This is a genomic window from Desulfosporosinus sp. HMP52 (assembly GCF_000765145.1).
Classification (GTDB): Bacteria; Bacillota; Desulfitobacteriia; order Desulfitobacteriales; family Desulfitobacteriaceae; genus Desulfosporosinus.
In genome coordinates this window covers 26,244-43,118 of the sequence record NZ_JMGA01000049.1, presented here as the reverse complement: position 1 = coordinate 43,118, position 16,875 = coordinate 26,244, and the positions used below count along the sequence as shown (strand labels likewise).

At 42.1% G+C, this 16,875-nt stretch carries 17 protein-coding genes; 1 reads left to right on the top strand and 16 read right to left on the bottom strand.

Annotated features, from left to right (window positions below; all coding sequences use genetic code 11):
* Nucleotides 1–202 (top strand): hypothetical protein (locus DP73_RS23715; protein WP_034601064.1); only part of this gene is annotated, 202 nt, incomplete at its 5' end.
* A 133-nt stretch (nucleotides 203–335) separates the two neighbouring features.
* Here the strand turns inward: DP73_RS23715 and DP73_RS24255 are convergent.
* From DP73_RS24255 to DP73_RS16835, 16 genes are all read right to left on the bottom strand, one after another.
* Nucleotides 336–2,645, bottom strand: coding sequence for a bifunctional diguanylate cyclase/phosphodiesterase (locus DP73_RS24255; protein WP_034601062.1), 2,310 nt, complete (start codon nucleotides 2,643–2,645; stop codon nucleotides 336–338).
* A gap of 238 nt (nucleotides 2,646–2,883) precedes the next feature.
* Complete coding sequence (locus DP73_RS16900; RefSeq protein WP_034601061.1) at nucleotides 2,884–4,563, bottom strand: ribonuclease J; 1,680 nt, start codon at nucleotides 4,561–4,563, stop codon at nucleotides 2,884–2,886.
* Nucleotides 4,564–4,681: 118 nt separating this feature from the next.
* Complete coding sequence (gene efp, locus DP73_RS16895) at nucleotides 4,682–5,242, bottom strand: elongation factor P (protein WP_034601059.1); 561 nt, start codon at nucleotides 5,240–5,242, stop codon at nucleotides 4,682–4,684.
* A gap of 200 nt (nucleotides 5,243–5,442) precedes the next feature.
* Nucleotides 5,443–6,501, bottom strand: coding sequence for a Xaa-Pro peptidase family protein (locus DP73_RS16890; protein ID WP_205623408.1), 1,059 nt, complete (start codon nucleotides 6,499–6,501; stop codon nucleotides 5,443–5,445).
* Between the two features lie 42 nt (nucleotides 6,502–6,543).
* Nucleotides 6,544–6,990, bottom strand: a complete 447-nt coding sequence (gene aroQ / locus DP73_RS16885) for a type II 3-dehydroquinate dehydratase (RefSeq protein ID WP_034601058.1) — start codon at nucleotides 6,988–6,990, stop codon at nucleotides 6,544–6,546.
* Nucleotides 6,991–7,292: 302 nt separating this feature from the next.
* Complete coding sequence (locus tag DP73_RS16880; RefSeq protein ID WP_034601057.1) at nucleotides 7,293–7,874, bottom strand: LysM domain-containing protein; 582 nt, start codon at nucleotides 7,872–7,874, stop codon at nucleotides 7,293–7,295.
* 120 nt (nucleotides 7,875–7,994) lie between these two features.
* Nucleotides 7,995–8,510: a hypothetical protein gene (locus tag DP73_RS16875; RefSeq protein ID WP_034601055.1), complete on the bottom strand. Its 516-nt coding sequence runs from the start codon at nucleotides 8,508–8,510 to the stop codon at nucleotides 7,995–7,997.
* 103 nt (nucleotides 8,511–8,613) lie between these two features.
* Nucleotides 8,614–10,068, bottom strand: coding sequence for a hypothetical protein (locus DP73_RS16870; RefSeq protein ID WP_034601053.1), 1,455 nt, complete (start codon nucleotides 10,066–10,068; stop codon nucleotides 8,614–8,616).
* 25 nt (nucleotides 10,069–10,093) lie between these two features.
* Nucleotides 10,094–10,861 (bottom strand): A24 family peptidase, encoded by a 768-nt coding sequence (locus tag DP73_RS16865; RefSeq protein WP_034601050.1) that lies wholly within the window; start codon nucleotides 10,859–10,861, stop codon nucleotides 10,094–10,096.
* 102 nt (nucleotides 10,862–10,963) lie between these two features.
* The gene (locus DP73_RS16860) at nucleotides 10,964–11,449 is read right to left on the bottom strand and encodes a prepilin-type N-terminal cleavage/methylation domain-containing protein (RefSeq protein WP_034601047.1); all 486 of its coding nucleotides are present in this window, start codon (nucleotides 11,447–11,449) and stop codon (nucleotides 10,964–10,966) included.
* 94 nt (nucleotides 11,450–11,543) lie between these two features.
* Complete coding sequence (locus DP73_RS16855) at nucleotides 11,544–12,746, bottom strand: type II secretion system F family protein (protein WP_034601045.1); 1,203 nt, start codon at nucleotides 12,744–12,746, stop codon at nucleotides 11,544–11,546.
* A complete protein-coding gene (locus DP73_RS16850) occupies nucleotides 12,743–13,789 on the bottom strand; it encodes a type IV pilus twitching motility protein PilT (protein ID WP_034601042.1) in 1,047 nt (348 codons plus the stop codon). The genes DP73_RS16855 and DP73_RS16850 overlap by 4 nt, the downstream gene beginning before the upstream one ends.
* 22 nt (nucleotides 13,790–13,811) lie before the next feature.
* Nucleotides 13,812–15,515, bottom strand: a complete 1,704-nt coding sequence (locus tag DP73_RS16845) for a GspE/PulE family protein (protein ID WP_034601041.1) — start codon at nucleotides 15,513–15,515, stop codon at nucleotides 13,812–13,814.
* On the bottom strand, nucleotides 15,515–15,826 hold the full coding sequence (locus DP73_RS16840; RefSeq protein ID WP_052090782.1) for a hypothetical protein: 312 nt from the start codon (nucleotides 15,824–15,826) through the stop codon (nucleotides 15,515–15,517). The genes DP73_RS16845 and DP73_RS16840 overlap by 1 nt, the downstream gene beginning before the upstream one ends.
* A 98-nt stretch (nucleotides 15,827–15,924) precedes the next feature.
* On the bottom strand, nucleotides 15,925–16,428 hold the full coding sequence (locus DP73_RS22755) for a prepilin-type N-terminal cleavage/methylation domain-containing protein (RefSeq protein ID WP_081963072.1): 504 nt from the start codon (nucleotides 16,426–16,428) through the stop codon (nucleotides 15,925–15,927).
* Entirely contained in the window at nucleotides 16,415–16,837 is a 423-nt protein-coding gene (locus tag DP73_RS16835; RefSeq protein WP_052090781.1) for a hypothetical protein, read from the bottom strand. The genes DP73_RS22755 and DP73_RS16835 overlap by 14 nt, the downstream gene beginning before the upstream one ends.
* Nucleotides 16,838–16,875 lie beyond the last annotated feature (38 nt).

Sequence of the window (16,875 nt, the reverse complement as noted above, 5' to 3'; positions counted from 1 at the left end):
GGCTGCCAGTCGTAAGACTCCTATCTTCTATAAGTACGAAAGCATCCAGTACGAAACCCGGGTGAGGGTTTCGCCCAAGCCGCCTGCTCCAAAGAAAAGCATAACGGCGCAGGTTGCTTTCGCCGAACCGCAAACTACCCAGAACAACTTTAGCGGTGAGGATGAGATAACGGCTGCTACGTCCCTGGATAAGTTCCTCTAAGCTTCAGCTGGAGTAAGTATTCCTCTTAGGCAAACTCCATCTGAAGCTAAGAGTCACTTGATCTACATAACTAAAGCCGAGAGCAGTTTGATCTGCTCTCGGCTTTAGTTAGAAATTTACACTTTAAGTCACTCTACCTACAGTTATGAACAAACATTTTTTCCGCCTCTTGGGAAGACACTGCTTTACTAAAAAGGAAGCCTTGCATCTCATCACATAGCTTATCCTTTAAGAAGGAAAATTGGTTATCAGTCTCAACTCCTTCAGCAATCACTTTTAACTGCAGGTTTTTAGCAAGCTGAATTATTGCAGTAACAACCTCCTTACCATTATCCCCAGTGGTGATATCCCGAATAAATGTTTGATCTATTTTTAAAGTATCTATTGGCATCCGGCTTAAATAATTGAGGGATGAAAAACCTGTCCCGAAGTCATCAATAGAAATTCGAACTCCCAACTCTTTAAAAGAACTTAACATTTCTAACGAAGTTTGGCCCTTTTCCATGGCAATGCTTTCTGTAATCTCCAGTTCAAGCCATTGGGGGTCTAATTTGGTTTCATTCAGAATATTTTTCACCAAATTTACAAAATTGGGTTCTTTAAATTGCCGAGCAGATATATTAACCGCTATACGTAAGGGAGAAAACCCTTGTTCTTGCCAATGTTTATTTTGAGCACAGGCTGTACGTAAAACCCATTCTCCAATCGGAATAATCAGCCCTGTTTCTTCAGCTATAGGAATAAAAGCAGCAGGAGAAACCATCCCTAATTCGACAGAATCCCACCGAATGAGAGCCTCAAGTCCTACAATTAAGCCAGTATCTAAATCAACTTGAGGCTGATAATGTAGGACAAATTCTTCACGAACCAGGGCTTTGCGGAGACTGTTTTCTGTTGAAAGCCTTTGGTTGGCTTTAATATTAAGTCCTTGCGTAAAAAACTGGCAGTTATTCCTTCCCTTCTCTTTAGCAGCGTACATTGCCGTATCCGCCTGCTTTACCAACCCTTCCATATCGCTGCCATCATTAGGATATAGGCTAATTCCGATACTTGTACTTATATAGATTTCATTGTCCTCTAAGATAATAGGTTTAGAAAAGAGCCCTAAAATTCTTTCCGAGACTAAAGCTGCCTCAATTTCATCTTGAATTTCTGAGAGCAATATCAAGAATTCATCCCCGCCCTGCCTTGCCACCGTATCCCCTTCACGCAAAGTCTGCCGCAAACGTTCAGCTACACTTTTGAGAAGTAAATCACCCATATTGTGTCCCATTGTATCATTAATTAGTTTAAATCTATCTAAATCTAAGAACATGACCGCCAATTTGCCATTTTTACGTCTTGCTCTAGCTAAGGCATTCTTTAAATATTCATTGAATAAAAGCCGATTGGGCAGCCCTGTTAAGGCGTCATGCTGTGCTTGATGAGCCAATTCTTTCATATGATTCCATTTATAACTGACATCTCGAAAAACTAGAACAGCACCTATGATTTTATCATCTCTATCCCTTATGGGAGCGGCAGAATCCTCAATTGAAACTGCAAAACCATCTTTATTAATTAGGGCAGTATGATCAGCTATATTGACTACATGGCCTTCTTGAAGGCAGCGAATAATTGGACTTTCAACTTCTTCACCTGTTTCTTCATGAACAATATGAAAGACTGTTTCTAAAGGGAGACCTACTGCCGCTTTATTTGACCAACCAGTTAAAGTCTCCGCGATGGGATTTATATACTCTATCTTTGCTTTAACATCAGTGGTAATTACCGCATCCCCAATAGACTCTAAAGTTACCTGGGCTCTTTCCTTCGCGAGCCAAACCTCTGCCTCAATTTTTTTGCGAATGGAGATATCTCGAATCATGCTTACAATAATCGGTTTACCGTTTATTGTCGCTCCTTTAGCGCTGATATCGATTGGAAATACACTGCCATCTTTACAAACATGCTTTAGCTCGAATTGCATCCCTTTTGGCGCGTTTTTTAGAAAGAATGGCACGGTTATTTGATCCTCAGGCACACGCAACTTATGAACAGGCATATTCGTTAATTCCTCGCGAGTATATCCATAACGCTTTACTGCCGCCTCATTGGCATCGATTATTTGTCCGTCTGGACTGATAAATATAATTATATCCGGTACCTCATCGGCCAATAAGCGATAACGCTCCAAGTTAGCCCGATCTTTTTTTAGAGTGTTCTCAGATTCTTGTAAAGTGTTATATCCCACTTTAATTAGCGAATAGAGTAGTATTGCAGTTACTGCGACGAAAACAGCACCTTTGAGAGTGGATAACTTGAGGATCATCTCTTGATCAGCAATTATAAAGGTTAATAAATGATCTGAAAAGAGAATCCAAAGCATACTTATAAATCCATAGAGCGCTGCTATACTCAAAGGAGTGACCTTACCCAGATTACATTTTAACTTAAACTTCATATGGCCAGCCCTCCTTTATATAAGCATTAATTCTTCAATAACTATCAATAATCCTTCAATTTCTAGTAGAATCTATAAATAATCGCCCAACTCATTGAATAATTCAGATAAATTAGTCTTTAAAGGTTACTGGAATAACACTTTTAGTATTTACACGTAAAAACACCCACTTCTTTAAAGTGGGCGTTCGGCTTTTCAAGCCCCCGGAAGTGTAAACCCACTTCCTGGGCAAACTAACTTAATAATGTAATAGTACCGGTAAAATCATAGGTCTCCTTCGAGTCTTTTCCCATAAGTATTTACCTAGACTATCACGAATGTTCGATTTTAAGGCTCCCCATTCAATTTGGTCTTTCTCAAATTGCCTTTCTATACTCCCTATTACATCCTTTTTAGCACCATCGATTAAGGCATCTGCTTCTTTCATAAATGTGAATCCTCTTGAAATGATATCCGGCCCGGATAATATTTTATAAGGCTTGCTCTTAGATAGTGCAGCGACAACTACAACTACTCCATCCTGAGCTAATTGTTGCCGATCCTTTAAAACAATGTACCCCACATCTCCTACACCCAACCCATCAATATAAACACTTCCTGCCTCAACCCGTTCACCAAATTCCATTCGATCCGATAAAAGTTCAACCCTTGAGCCTAACTGGGTAATGGCAATATCCTCATCCGCATAACCAAGAGATTGACCAATTTTTCTAAAACCGGCTTGATGACGTATTTCACCATGATGAGGAATAAGAAAACGAGGTTGAGTGAGACGAATAACAAGTTTTATTTCTTCTTGATTGGCGTGCCCGGATACATGAACCTGTCCCATTTCTTTAGTAACTACTTCGGCCCCTATTTGATAGAGATGATTGATTGTTTTTCCGACCAACTTTTCATTTCCGGGGATTGGCGTTGCTGCCATGACTACCATATCCCCTGGCATTACATTAATCTGCCGATGGCTGCGAGTAGCCATTCGCGTTAAGGCCGCAAGCGGTTCTCCTTGACTCCCAGTAGTGAGTACTAACAATTTTTCCGGTTGCATACTACCTACTTCAGAGCTGGGAATTATAATGTTTTCCTGAGGTAACTTTAAATATCCCAGTTCAATCGAAGTATTTACAACGTTTTCCATACTTCTTCCTACAACACAAATTTTGCGTCCGATATCTGCGGCCGCATTAATCGCTTGTTGAATTCGATGGACATTCGAAGCAAAGGAGGCCATGATAATTTTTCCTTGAGCTCGTTCGAACCATTCCCGCAAGACTTTGCCAACAATCTTCTCTGAAACTGTAACTCCCGGTCTCTCCGAGTTAGTAGAATCACAAAGCAGGGCTAATACCCCTTCCTGTCCCCAGGCCGCAAGCTTACCTAAATCCATGTTATGTCCATCAATTGGTGTGTAATCCACTTTAAAATCACCGGTATAAATCACTCGGCCCACGGGCGTAAGTAAAGAATAGCCGACAGCATCAGGAATACTATGGGTAACACGAAAGGCTTCAACTTCAAACGCCCCTGCTCGAATCGGTTCTCCAGGCTCAATAACATGCACCATCGATTCCGGATAGGGGCTTCTTTCTTGCAACTTTGCCTGAACTAAGCCTAAGGTCAAACGAGTTCCATAAATGGGTATATTCAATTTTGGTAAGATGAAGGGAAGCCCGCCAATGTGATCTTCATGTCCATGAGTGATAAAGAGTCCTTTAATACGGTCACGGTTTTTCTCCAAATATGTGATATCGGGAATTACTAAATCAATACCGAGTAATTCATCTTCCGGAAATTTTACACCTCCATCAATGACTACAATCGAATCTTCATATTCAAACACAAGCAAGTTTTTTCCGATTTCTCCCGTTCCACCAAGTGGAATCACACTAAGCTTTGATGCCTTCTTATTATTATGCAAATTAAAAAACACCTCCTATGGTAACAGTAAGGTTAATTTGCCCCATAGAAGATGTTTTCATGTCTATAAATTATCCTACGTATAAGATCTCTGCTTTATCTGACTTTCAACCTCTTTATCACTGCGCTCTTTGAACATAGTTACCTGTGCGAGTATCAATAATAAGGACATCCCCCTCATTGACAAAGAAAGGAACTTGCACCACAGCACCGGTTTCTAAGGTAGCTGGTTTGGTACCACCGGTTGCAGTATCTCCTTTAACTCCAGGTTCAGTAGCAGTAACTTCCAGTTGAACGGAATTTGGTATATCTACCCCAATAACCTGTACCCCGAAGAAAAGCACCCCTAAAGTCATGTTTTCTTTCAGCCACTTAACTCCATCACCGATTTGTGCCTCAGTTAAAGAGGTTTGTTCGTAGGTTTCCTTATCCATAACAACGAAATGGTCTCCATCTTTGTAGAGATAATCCATTTCACGGCGTTCTACATGCGCTTTCTCAACTTTTTCGCCAGCGTTGAACTTACGCTCTACGACTCCACCGGTCTTGACATTCTTCAGTTTAGTGCGTACAAAAGCTGCACCCTTCCCTGGCTTAACATGTTGAAACTCGACTACTGAAAACACATCACCATCTATTGTAATGGTAAGGCCTGTCTTAAAATCATTTGTTGAAATCATTGTTTACTTCCTCCTAATAAATTCTTGTCTAGACCAGATTGTTCCTTTTGAAGTCTAATACCTGGGTAATGGTAAAACTTGATTTGTGATTCTGGGGATACATCCCATGGAATCTATGTTATCCAGAAGCTTCATGCTACCATTCCTTCTGCATATTGAACAACAAGGGGTAGTGAAAATCAGCTTTTGGACAAAATTTACTATAATATAATTAATTCCTTTGGTGCTTGGGTTAAGACTTCGCAACCGCTTTCAGTAACTAAAACAATGTCTTCAATGCGAACACCGCCCCAGTCAGGTATATAAATACCGGGTTCGACAGTGACTACCATACCAGGCTGAAGAAGACGTTCTTCTCGTTTATTCAGATTCGGGCCTTCGTGAATTGCCAAACCTACAGAATGTCCCAGCCCGTGTCCAAAGTAATCTCCATAGCCTGCTTCTTCAATAATAGATCGGGCTACGGAATCTACTTCTTTACCGGAGCGGCCCGGTGCAACTGCTTGAATTCCTGCCATTTGTGCTCTCAAAACAGTAGCGTAAACATCCCTATGCTTATCCTCAGGGTCGCCGATAAACACAGTACGAGTTATATCTGAACAGTAACCTTGATAAATGGCTCCGAAATCCATAGTCAGAAATTCCCCTGCTTGAATCCTTTTAGGACTTGCAGTTCCATGCGGCATAGCCGAACGCAGTCCTGAAGCCACGATAAAGTCGAAGGAACCTCCACTGGCACCAGCTCGTCTCATGGAATATTCTAGATTAAGTCCGATTTCTTCCTCTGTTTGTCCGATCTCAATTGTCATTAAAACTTCTTTAAAAGCATTATCAGCAATTTTCACAGCCTGGCGAATTAACCCAATTTCAGAATCATCTTTTACCGAGCGTAAGTTGCTGACAAGGTTCGGCAGCGAAAAAAGTTCAGCTTCTGAGAAGGCATTTTTCAGCTTGCCAAAATCAACGTAGGTTATATAATCTCCTTCAAAGCCAACCCTATGTACTCCCCTACCTATTTCGCCTAATTTCGCAAAGTGGTCATGTCCAGCATCAATAATCTCAAAAGCAGGGGCCTGAGCTTTGGCTTGTTCTATGTAGCGAAAGTCGGTTAATAAAATAGCATGCTCTAACGTAATATATAAAGTTGTTTCACCACCGGAAAATCCACTAAGATACCTACCGTTTTCCGGGCGCATTACAACATATGCGTTGAGGTTTTCATCTCGCATGTGTTGACGCATTTGTTGCAGGCGACTCACTTAAATACCCCCTATCTTGAAGTTCGTGGTTCGAATTCCAGTTCAGGTTTTACCCAGTGATTTTTGGTAAGAGATAGCATAATGCATGGCTAAGGAATATCCCTCAGCTCCTAGACCTGAGATCTGTCCGATACAGACTGGAGCAATCACCGAATTGGCCCGAAACGCCTCACGTGCGTGGATATTGGATAGATGTACTTCAACCACAGGAACTTTTACAGCGCTTATAGCATCTCTAATTGCATAACTCGTATGCGTCCAAGCCCCAGGATTAAGTATTAAAAAATCCGCTGAACTTAGGTCCTGAATCCAATCAATGAGGACTCCCTCATGATTAGTTTGCTTGCACTCGGCGTTTATTTTCGCCTCATTTGCTATTCTTAATATTTCCTGATGAATCTCCGCCAATGTATGCGAACCGTAATGCTCTGGTTCACGCAACCCTAATAGATTTAAATTTGGTCCATTAAACACCCATATCATACCCAATTTTATCACTTCCTCAACTCACCTTTAAAATTTTAACACAATTTTCTATTGTAGCATAGTATTTTTCTATTAGGACTTATTTCATTCCTGCCTATATAATTTTTTATCTCTAGTAAACTGACTTGACTCTACCACCACCTAAGCAATAAAGAACCCTCACTTAAGAAGTGAGGTCTCGGAATTGATGAAGAATCGATAATGGGTATAAAAACAGACAAGAGGTTTTAGAATCTCCTGTCTGTTTTACTGTTTTTATGGATATTGAAATACTTTACAAATGTCATCCGCCTACTCTTTAACCCTTAGAACCCCGGCTGTGCCCCTTGACCAAATTGCTGGGTATTATTAATTTGAGTTTGTTGGTTTTGATCCTGCCGAAGTTGTGAGGTCTGCGAAACTGTCTGCTCTTGAGGTTTTGTCTGAACCGTCATTTTGCCTTGTTCTGCACGATCCCCTTCACCACTTACTAAACGGGGAGAAAGCACAACATTTAAGTTACTCAACATTATTTGTACTTCAGTCGGCCCACACTCTCCTGCAGGTTGAACTTTTCGAATCTCCGTTCGAGGAATCATTAAATGAATTTCATGAGGAGTCTTTGGCTCGCCGATACGTTTAAGCCGAACACGAACTCCCTCAACTTCCATTTCTACCTGATCTAAATACTCCCCCACAAACTCTTGACCCTGATCAGCATTTATTGTTGCATACTGTTCCAGCCCTTTACTCGGTTTAAAATCGGGCAGAACAATCTTTTGTCCTATTTGAAGTTTTAGTGGGTCAACACTAGGATTAACCATTAGAAAATCATCACAGGTTCCTCCCCAGCGTTGAGCTAAAACATAAAAATTATCTCCGGCTTGTATGCAGTACTCTTTTCCCACATCACATTCCTCCTCTCCATAAACTATGGTAATAAAGGAATGTCTCGTTACTAAGCTTATGAAAATTATCCCAATTACCCCACGGCCTACTTCATCGAACCAGTATCTTTGCTGACAAAGCTATTCTCCTGTACTGAAATAGATTTTCAGAAGAGCTTCTCCCTTTCCTTCAGTTAAGAGCACCTCCTGAATATGAACGCTTATTTCTTTATGATCCTCTAGAGCTTCCAGGGAACTTGTGATCTGTTCCTGTTGACCAACAAAACGCAAGCGAAGCAAAGCATAATCAAGGGCGACTCCGGTTCCTGCCTCTCTCCGCTCCCCGAATCGTTCAACATTTAGGGAAGCTACGTACACACCGTTACCTACAAAAGTATGGCGACATAGCTCAATCATATCCGGCAACTGATCCATTGTAGAGATAATAGACTGATTTAGGGTTACATCTCTTTCTAATACATCTTGCCAATAATTAGTTTCTTCTTTCAATGCCATTAACTTAAAATACGCTGGCTTACAAAGAGTAAAATAGACACCAACATTGCCAAGAAAAATGCTGAATATGATAATTTTCAGACTACGTAGGGAAAGACATCGACAGTTGCGTATAGAGGAGTTGATGGTTGATTTAATCAAAAATAAGCCCCCTTAAACTTAACAATCAATATAATACTTTTAATATCAAAACCAATTTCAATTTCTCCTGAACTGACTCGAACATTCACTGTACCGCAAGATATTATTCGGCTTCCAGGGACTGTAGCTGGGTAGACATTTGAACCTGCTTAGCGTTTATAATAAAATCAACGGTACTTTCTACTGTCATTTTGTAACTTGATAGTGACGGATCTGCCCATCCAAGGATCCTCAGAGCCTTAATAAAAGCTTGGACATTCTTCGAGTCATTGGCCGACCCTTGTATAGATAAACTACCGTTTTTAAAAGTGATTTGTTTAATCTCCAATTCTGACCCCGTCAAAGCCTGGACTTCAGCTAACCTCTCTCCTATCTTCTCCCGGTTAACACTTGCTTTCTTCCAAGCAGAAAGCAGGGCTGCCTGCTGTTGATTCTGTTCTAGGATATCAGTACCCTCTCGAGATAGTTGGCTTAGTTCATCTTGTAAAGGTAGTGCCAGTTGAGAAAGAGATAACCAAATCAGGGTTCCTGTGATAAGCAATATCGTTGCTGCCAACCCTAGACGTAAGTAAGCCTTCATAAGCTTTCCCTTGGCAAATGGCTGGTGCCAAAGATTAAGCCCCGGACGTTGGGAGATAACTCCCAGACCATAACCCAGCGCCACTTCTGCAACTCCACGGTTTTGCTCAAGCACTTTCTGCCAGGAATCAGGCAAATCCTTTATGGCTGCTTGTTCAAGCAATAAATTTGAGTTAGTTGAATATAACTCCTGAGCGAGTCTGCTGACATCAGAACCTCCACTCCAGACTATCCGTTGTAAATTATAATCCGGCTGCTGAGTTTGATGATATAAGAGAAACCGTCCTATTTCGTTTTTCCGCTCTTCATGTAAGTCTGTTTCTGAATACGCATCATCAGCCGAGAAAGAAGAAAGCAAGCGCAAGCTTTTGGGAACTCCTCCCCTAAACGAAATCATTTTTACACCTTTAGACTCACCTTGGAGGTATAATACATCTTGATCTGCCTCAAATCCGAAAGCCTGTCCGAGAGCGGAATAAGCAAAATCGATCTCATTTAATGGAAAACCCGCTTGATCAAAAATAAAGGCATACTGTTCAAGTATGCTTCGTCGTGTTGCACCTAATACAATTTTCAGGCGTTTAGGTTTTTCCTCAGAAAAGATGAAGTAATCATAATACAACTCTGACTTCGGAATCGATATTTCCTCATCTACGAGAAGAGATATAGCTGATTCTCTGTCGCGTTTAGATAGCCAAGGCAGGGTATATGCTCCTATGAATCCCTGCTGCATTGAAACTGCCAGATAGGCTTTAGCTAACTTACCAGGGTGCTGAGATCGATAGTCCGATAGAATTCTCTTTAAAGATTCTTCATCTCGAACTGCACCCTGCTCGATAAGACCGGTCGGTATTGGAATACGGTCAAATTTGACTGCAGTAGAACTATGAATAAGTTTTTGTCTAAAGGAAGAGACGGAAAAGGAAAATGCGCGAAGCTCTCCATCTGTTAATTCGAAAACTACGTCACTTTTCTGCATTGATTTCACCTACTTATTCGAGGTTTCATTTTACCAACGCCCAATACCAATCAAAGATTTGGGTTCCCCACAATAAGGCTATTATTGATCCTAGGGCCAGATAAGGTCCAAAAGGAATCTGTTGACGAAAACATTTTTGTCCTGTAACTAGGAGATAAAATCCAGATAAGGCACCAATTAGACTTCCAAGAAAAACAGCTAAGAATATAGCGGGAAAACCTAGGAAGGCACCAAGTGCTGCAACCAATTTAACGTCTCCTAAGCCCATTCCCTGGGGATAGAGCAGGGCAATCAATAAGAATAACCCTCCCGCGCCGACAGCACTCAGCAAACTCTCCCATCCTGTTGGGTTTCCGGGTATGAGAAAAGCTCCCAATAACCCAAGCACTAATAGGGGAAGGGTGAGCACATCCGGCAGGCGCAGGGTATCAATATCAATCAAGGATAGCGCTATCAAGACAGCTACAAAGACTAAGTTTAGGAATAGTTGAGAAGGATAGAATGCCGTACTCCAACTAAAGTATGCCGTAAGAAAGAAAAGAATTGCCGTTAGTAGTTCAACAGCCGGATAACGCCAAGAAATTGACTTTTGACACTCTCGACACCTTCCATTCTGCATTAGAAAACTAAGGACGGGAATAAGTTCCCAAGCTTTTAAGGGATGTCCACAAGCAGGACAATGAGAACCCGGCGATACTATGGATTCCCCTCGCGGGACTCTGTAAATGACCACATTTAGAAAACTTCCAATTAATAATCCTAAAAATCCTGCTGTAATACTTATTAAAAACAAATGAGGCCCTCTTTTCCGGTTTTATCTTCAATCCAGCCTTTAATAAATAACCTTGCCACAACTTTTTGGGTTCTTTGCAGTTTTGTCTCTGAAAAAGACACGCTAGTCAGCTGACGTCCAAATTGCCTCTTTCATTTTTTCATCATACGCCCGAACTTCCGCGGCTAAACCATCCGCTGACAAATAGATCATGATTATCCTATCAGGAGTATGATCAGCCGGAAAGAGGTACAAAGTCTTATCCGATGCATCAGCTGTTAAAGTAGATAAGCCAAATCCTTCTTTGCCCGCTACCACCTGTTGAGTGGTTGACACATCCAACTTACTGATATAGTTCGGAATAAATCCCGGAGCAGTTACCTTCCCATTTTTTGCTTCCAAGTTTTTAGGATAGGTACCATTTTCTACTTGATACCGATCAAGAGCTGCTTTAACTTGGTGGGCTGTAGCTACATCGGCTTTTTGTTTTGCATTAGCTGTACTAGATACTAATTTGGGGATTGCAATTGCCGCCAGTCCGGCGATTATGATGATCACAGCCAAAACTTCAATCAGGGTAAATCCTTTGTCCTGTTTGAGATAATTCATCTTAATTCCTCCTTAATTTTAACAGTCCTGCACAAAGCAATCTCGTTCAAATAGAATTGAACATCTGTCTCACTCGGATGAACTTAAGCTAAGACTACTGAAGTTGTGAACTTAGATCAAAGATAGGGAGCATAACTCCTCCTGCGACAATACCAATCAGCCCGGCTAAAATAATTGTGAGAAGAGGCCCAATCATCCGCATTAAACCTTGGAGTTGTTCCTCAAGATCACGGCGAAATATCTTGGTGACATAATGCATCATTAGATCAAGTTGCCCTGCTTCCTCTGCTATTCCAATCATTTCAGCTCCTTCCCTAGGAAAAATCCCACTCGCACTGAGGATTGGCGACATTCTTTTCCCTTGACGAACATTTACTACGAGATTGCTTATTAAAGCTAACATCTTAGGGCTGCGCAAGGTTCCTGCCGTGAGACGTAAGGCTTCCAATAAAGGAATTCCGGCGGTCAACAAGCGGCTCAACATCCGGCTGAACTGGACTAAATCCCGAAGATGATAGACTTTACCGATCAAAGGGGCTCGTCCCAGCAAGTTCTCCAAATGGATTCTCCACTGATTCGAGTTGGAAAATTTGACAACCAATAAACTGACACTTACCAAACTAAGACACCCTCCTAAGAGAAGGGGAAGCTTTTGACTGCCGACAAAAATGACTCTGGTCAAAAAGGGTAATTCAGAAACTCCGACACTTTGAAACAATTTTTCGTACATTGGCAGAATCCAGACTGAAAGAGCGTAGAGTACGAGGATAACCGCAGTAAATAAAAGGGCAGGATAGGCGAGAGCCGCCTTAACTTTTCGCTGATAAACAAGCTCCAGGTCTAACTCATCGGCAATCTCACCGAGAACTTTTCCCAGATTACCCGTATATTCACCGGCCTTTATCATGGATAGTACAAATGAGTTAGGGGATGGGGTGAGATGAGCTAAAGCCTCAGATAAATCACTGCCGCTTTCTACCTGGTTCTTGAGAATTATTAATTGGTCTTGATCAAAGGAACTACGCTCATTGGAGCTCATCATTTCCAAAGCTTGCAGGATGGGGATGCCGGCTTCCAGTAAAGTAGCCAATCGACGAGCAAAACTACTCCACTTAAAATTCCTTCTGGCAGGAAAAAGGACATTTTTTACAGGAGCTGTCGATCGAATCCAAACTGGGAAGCAGCCTGCTTTCCTTAGTCGTCTTTGAACCTCGTACAAGCCAGTATCTGCCCATATTCCGCGACGAACTTTTCCATTTATATCAACAGCTTTCCATAAGAAATGCTGTTTGCTCATCTTCGCATGCTATCAGGGCTCTGCAACTTTTCCTGGGCAACATCATAAGCTACCAGCCCCTTTTGGACTAAATCCATAATAGCCTTGTCCATTGTTTGCATTCCCAACTTAGCATTTGTTTGAATAACTGTGGGAAGTTGATGGGTTTTACCCTCTCTAATCAGACTGCGCACCGCCGGAGTGGCTATCAAGACCTCGATGGCTGCAACTCTGCCTTTGTGATCTGCTCGGGGAAATAATTGTTGAGACATAATCCCTTGCAGGACAGCCGCTAACTGTACACGAATTTGCTGCTGCTGATGGGGGGGGAATACATCAATCATCCGATCCACGGACTGAGTGGCATCATTGGTATGTAGTGTGCTAAAGACCAAGTGTCCGGTTTCAGCAGCTGTTACTGCTGTGGCAATAGTTTCTAAGTCACGCATCTCTCCAACTAAGATTACATCCGGATCTTGACGCAGAACAGCTCTCAGAGCATTCGAAAAAGAATGGGTGTCGTTACCAACCTCTCGTTGATTGACCAGACTTAATTTATGTCGGTGTAAATACTCAATGGGATCTTCAATTGTCACAATATGACTGGCCCTCGTCGTATTAATATAGTCGATAAGAGAGGCTAGAGTTGTTGATTTTCCACTTCCGGTTGGGCCGGTTACTAAAACTAATCCTTTGTGCAGCTTGGCCAGCTCAATGCTGACGGGAGGAAGTCCTAAGGCTTGAGGACTTGGGATTGTAAAAGGAATCAGGCGGATAACCACTCCTATTGATCCCCGTTGCCGAAATATATTAATCCGATAACGTCCAACACCCGGTAAACTATAGGACATATCTAATTCACCATATTCAGCAAACCGTTTGGCCTCGGTTTCATTCATCAGAGCCTTGGTAAAGGTCTCTAAATCTGCCTGAGAAAGTTTATCCATCTTACTTGGGATCAGTGAGCCATCCATCCGCAAAACCGGAGGACTCTCTACAGTCAAATGAATATCTGAAGCCTTCTTTTCTCCGGCTAAAAGTAAAAGTTCTTTAAATGAAATCATGTTTTAGTCTCCCCTTATTCTTCTATTCCAAATGTCCAGATGTAACCCGCAATACTTCCTCAACAGTTGTAAGTCCTTGCCGAACCTTTAGGAACCCATCCTCACTTACAGTAATCATTCCGGAAACCATGGCTTGTTGTTCTATGTCTCGAGCATTTTGTACAGAGAGAACCAGTTCTTTAATCTCTTGACTATAGAGCAAAAACTCGTGGATCCCTATCCTGCCTCGATATCCTGTACCCAGACATTCCGGACAGCCTACTGAGCGGTATAGGTAGTTTATTGACACAGGTAGGCGAAATGCTCTTTTTTCCGCTTCAGAAATTTTATACTGGGTCTTACAGTGTTCGCACAAACGACGTACTAAGCGTTGAGATAAAACTCCACTCACCGCTGAAGCTAAAAGATAGGGCTCTACCCTCATATCAATCAGCCGTGCTAAGGCCTCTGCAGCAGTGTTTGTATGTAGGGTTGATAATACTAAATGCCCGGTCAGTGAAGCAGTTATGGCAATTCTAGCAGTTTCTTCATCACGGATTTCTCCAATCATAATCACATCTGGGTCTTGCCGTAAAATATATTTCAAACCTACGGGAAAACTTAGCCCAGCAGGAAGATTTACTTGTACTTGATTTACCCCTGAAAGTTGATACTCCACAGGGTCTTCTATTGAAATTATGTTTTGTTCTTCAGCATTTAATTCTCTGAGCAGGGCATAGAGGGTAGTAGTCTTGCCGCTCCCGGTAGGGCCAACGACTAAGATCAAACCATTTGGACGCTTCAATAAAGCTTGTACCCCTGTCCTAACCTCTTGGCGCATACCTAGGCTATCCAGTGAACGCTGAGCCATCTCAGGATCCAAAATGCGAACTACAACTTTTTCACCATATACGGTAGGCATCGAGGACATACGCAGATCCACTCGCCGAACTCCTGCGTTATAGGTCATTCGACCGTCTTGAGGAAATCTGCGTTCTGCAACATCCATTTGAGCCATCACCTTAAGACTAGAGACAATACTCCGTGCAGCTTTTAAAGCAAGATCATGCTTTTTAATCAGCTTACCATCAATCCGATAGCGAACGACAAAAAGGTTTTTACGGGGTTCCCAATGAATATCACTGACTCCCTGTAAAACTGCCTCTTGTAAAATAGAATTAACAAATTTCAAAGTTGGCGCTTCATCTTCTTGGAATTCAAACTCCAGGGTCTTAGAGGATTCAGTCGACCAAACCCCTGGATTTTCAAAAACACTATCTCCAATATCCGCTAGGCGGGCAACAGACTGTTCTACAGTCAAATATTGGCGAATTGCAGCATCAATTTCATCTTTAGCTGCGTACAGTGGTTCAACCTCTAACCCAGTGAGCATTCTTACATCTCGAAGGGCTCTTTCATGGGTAGGATCAGACATTGCAACCTTTAAAACCCCGGAATTTCGCTCAAAAGGAATAAGTGTATAACGACAAGCAATTTCTTCAGAAATCAATCCTGCGACAGCGGGGTCAATTATGACTCGAGTCAATTTTACTGCTTGGATTCCCAAGTAACTGCGTAGAGCCTCTGACAAGTGGGCTTTTTCCAACATTCCTGTGCGCAGGAGCACATCTCCAATTGGTTTTTCATCCTTTAAGGCTAGCTCTGAGACCATTGCTAAACCAGCCTCATCAAGATAGCCATTGGCATGCAAATATTGACCGAAGTCATTGTCGTTTCTAGTCTCCATTACCAATGCAGTTCCTGGTAACTTTTAGTAACCCAGCTCTCATTGACCAATTCTAAGTGTTCCTCAATTTTTCTGACCGCTAACCCGGAAAGCCCTTTTGAAGTCACTTTGTAATCCCCTCCACTTAACTCAATCTGCACATCGACTTGCCCATTATCTAAAGACAAGCTTCCCTTCCTCAGATCAGGATTAGCTGACAAGTGGGCTTTTGCCCACTCCACTCCCCCTTCAGCAAGGTAGAGAGCCTGTCGGCTTTGAACTTCACGTTTCACCATTCGGTTCTCAGTATTGGCCTTTAGATAGCTCTCCATTCCTAGCCCTGCAAGCAAGGTTAATAGCAAGAGAATGAGCAGGCTGACATATCCTGTTGAGTTTTGCTTAATATCCTTCGCGGTAACCGTAAGGGGGTTTAGGGCGCTGAATATATCCTTTGGCGGATAAGAGTTTTCCAAGTGATTGCTTGCCCTTCCTTGCTGGCGTGTAAGAAGATCTCCCATAAGCCCGGTTCCACCTCCGTACATTTCCAATCAATAACATAGCTCCCCACCGGTTGAGAAACTCCTAAGTGCCTCCAATACAGATCACTCTTTCCATCACGGTCTAAATCATCGATGAAATAGGAATCGAGAGTAGGCGATGGATTAGTATTATCAGGTAGGGGTAATAGGTTTAACACTCCTGATTCTGTCCAGCATACACTTTCGGCGGTTCGAATGGCATCCGAGACTGTCTTTCCCGTACTAAAGACCGTGTATTGAGCTTCCAGGTGATTCTTGAGAGCCCGGGCGCCTCGCCATTGATCAGTCAACAAACGCATAGCGATCATTAAAAAAACACAAGAAATCAACAGCGCACACACGACTTCTATGAGAGTTAACCCTTGTTCAGGTGACTCTCTTCTATTCGACCGCATAAAGACTCTCCAACTTGTATTGATAAGGTTTTCCTCGCTCCGACCACATCACTTTAACACTTACTTTTAATAACTGGGGGATATCATGCCAATCAGAACTTATTTGCCACTGAAATTTACCATCTCGTCCCTCTACAATACTGCCCGGTATACAATCCCGTCGAGCAATATTATCCCTCCAATTTCGAACCGCTAATTGATCCATTTTTCCTTGAGCCAAATTAGCCCCCTCAATGAGATTCATGGCCTTTCTGGATTCGGAAAGGGCTTCGCTGGTTAATTGAAATAAAACTGCAAATCCTAATGAAAAAAGAAATAGGGCCAGCAACACATCGAGCAACACATATCCCTCATTACTTCTAGAGTTATCGGAGATATTGTTTCTTAAGATATTGTTACCTCCCTTCATAGTTTCTTCATTAACCCAAATCTCGCTGCTCAGCTTTA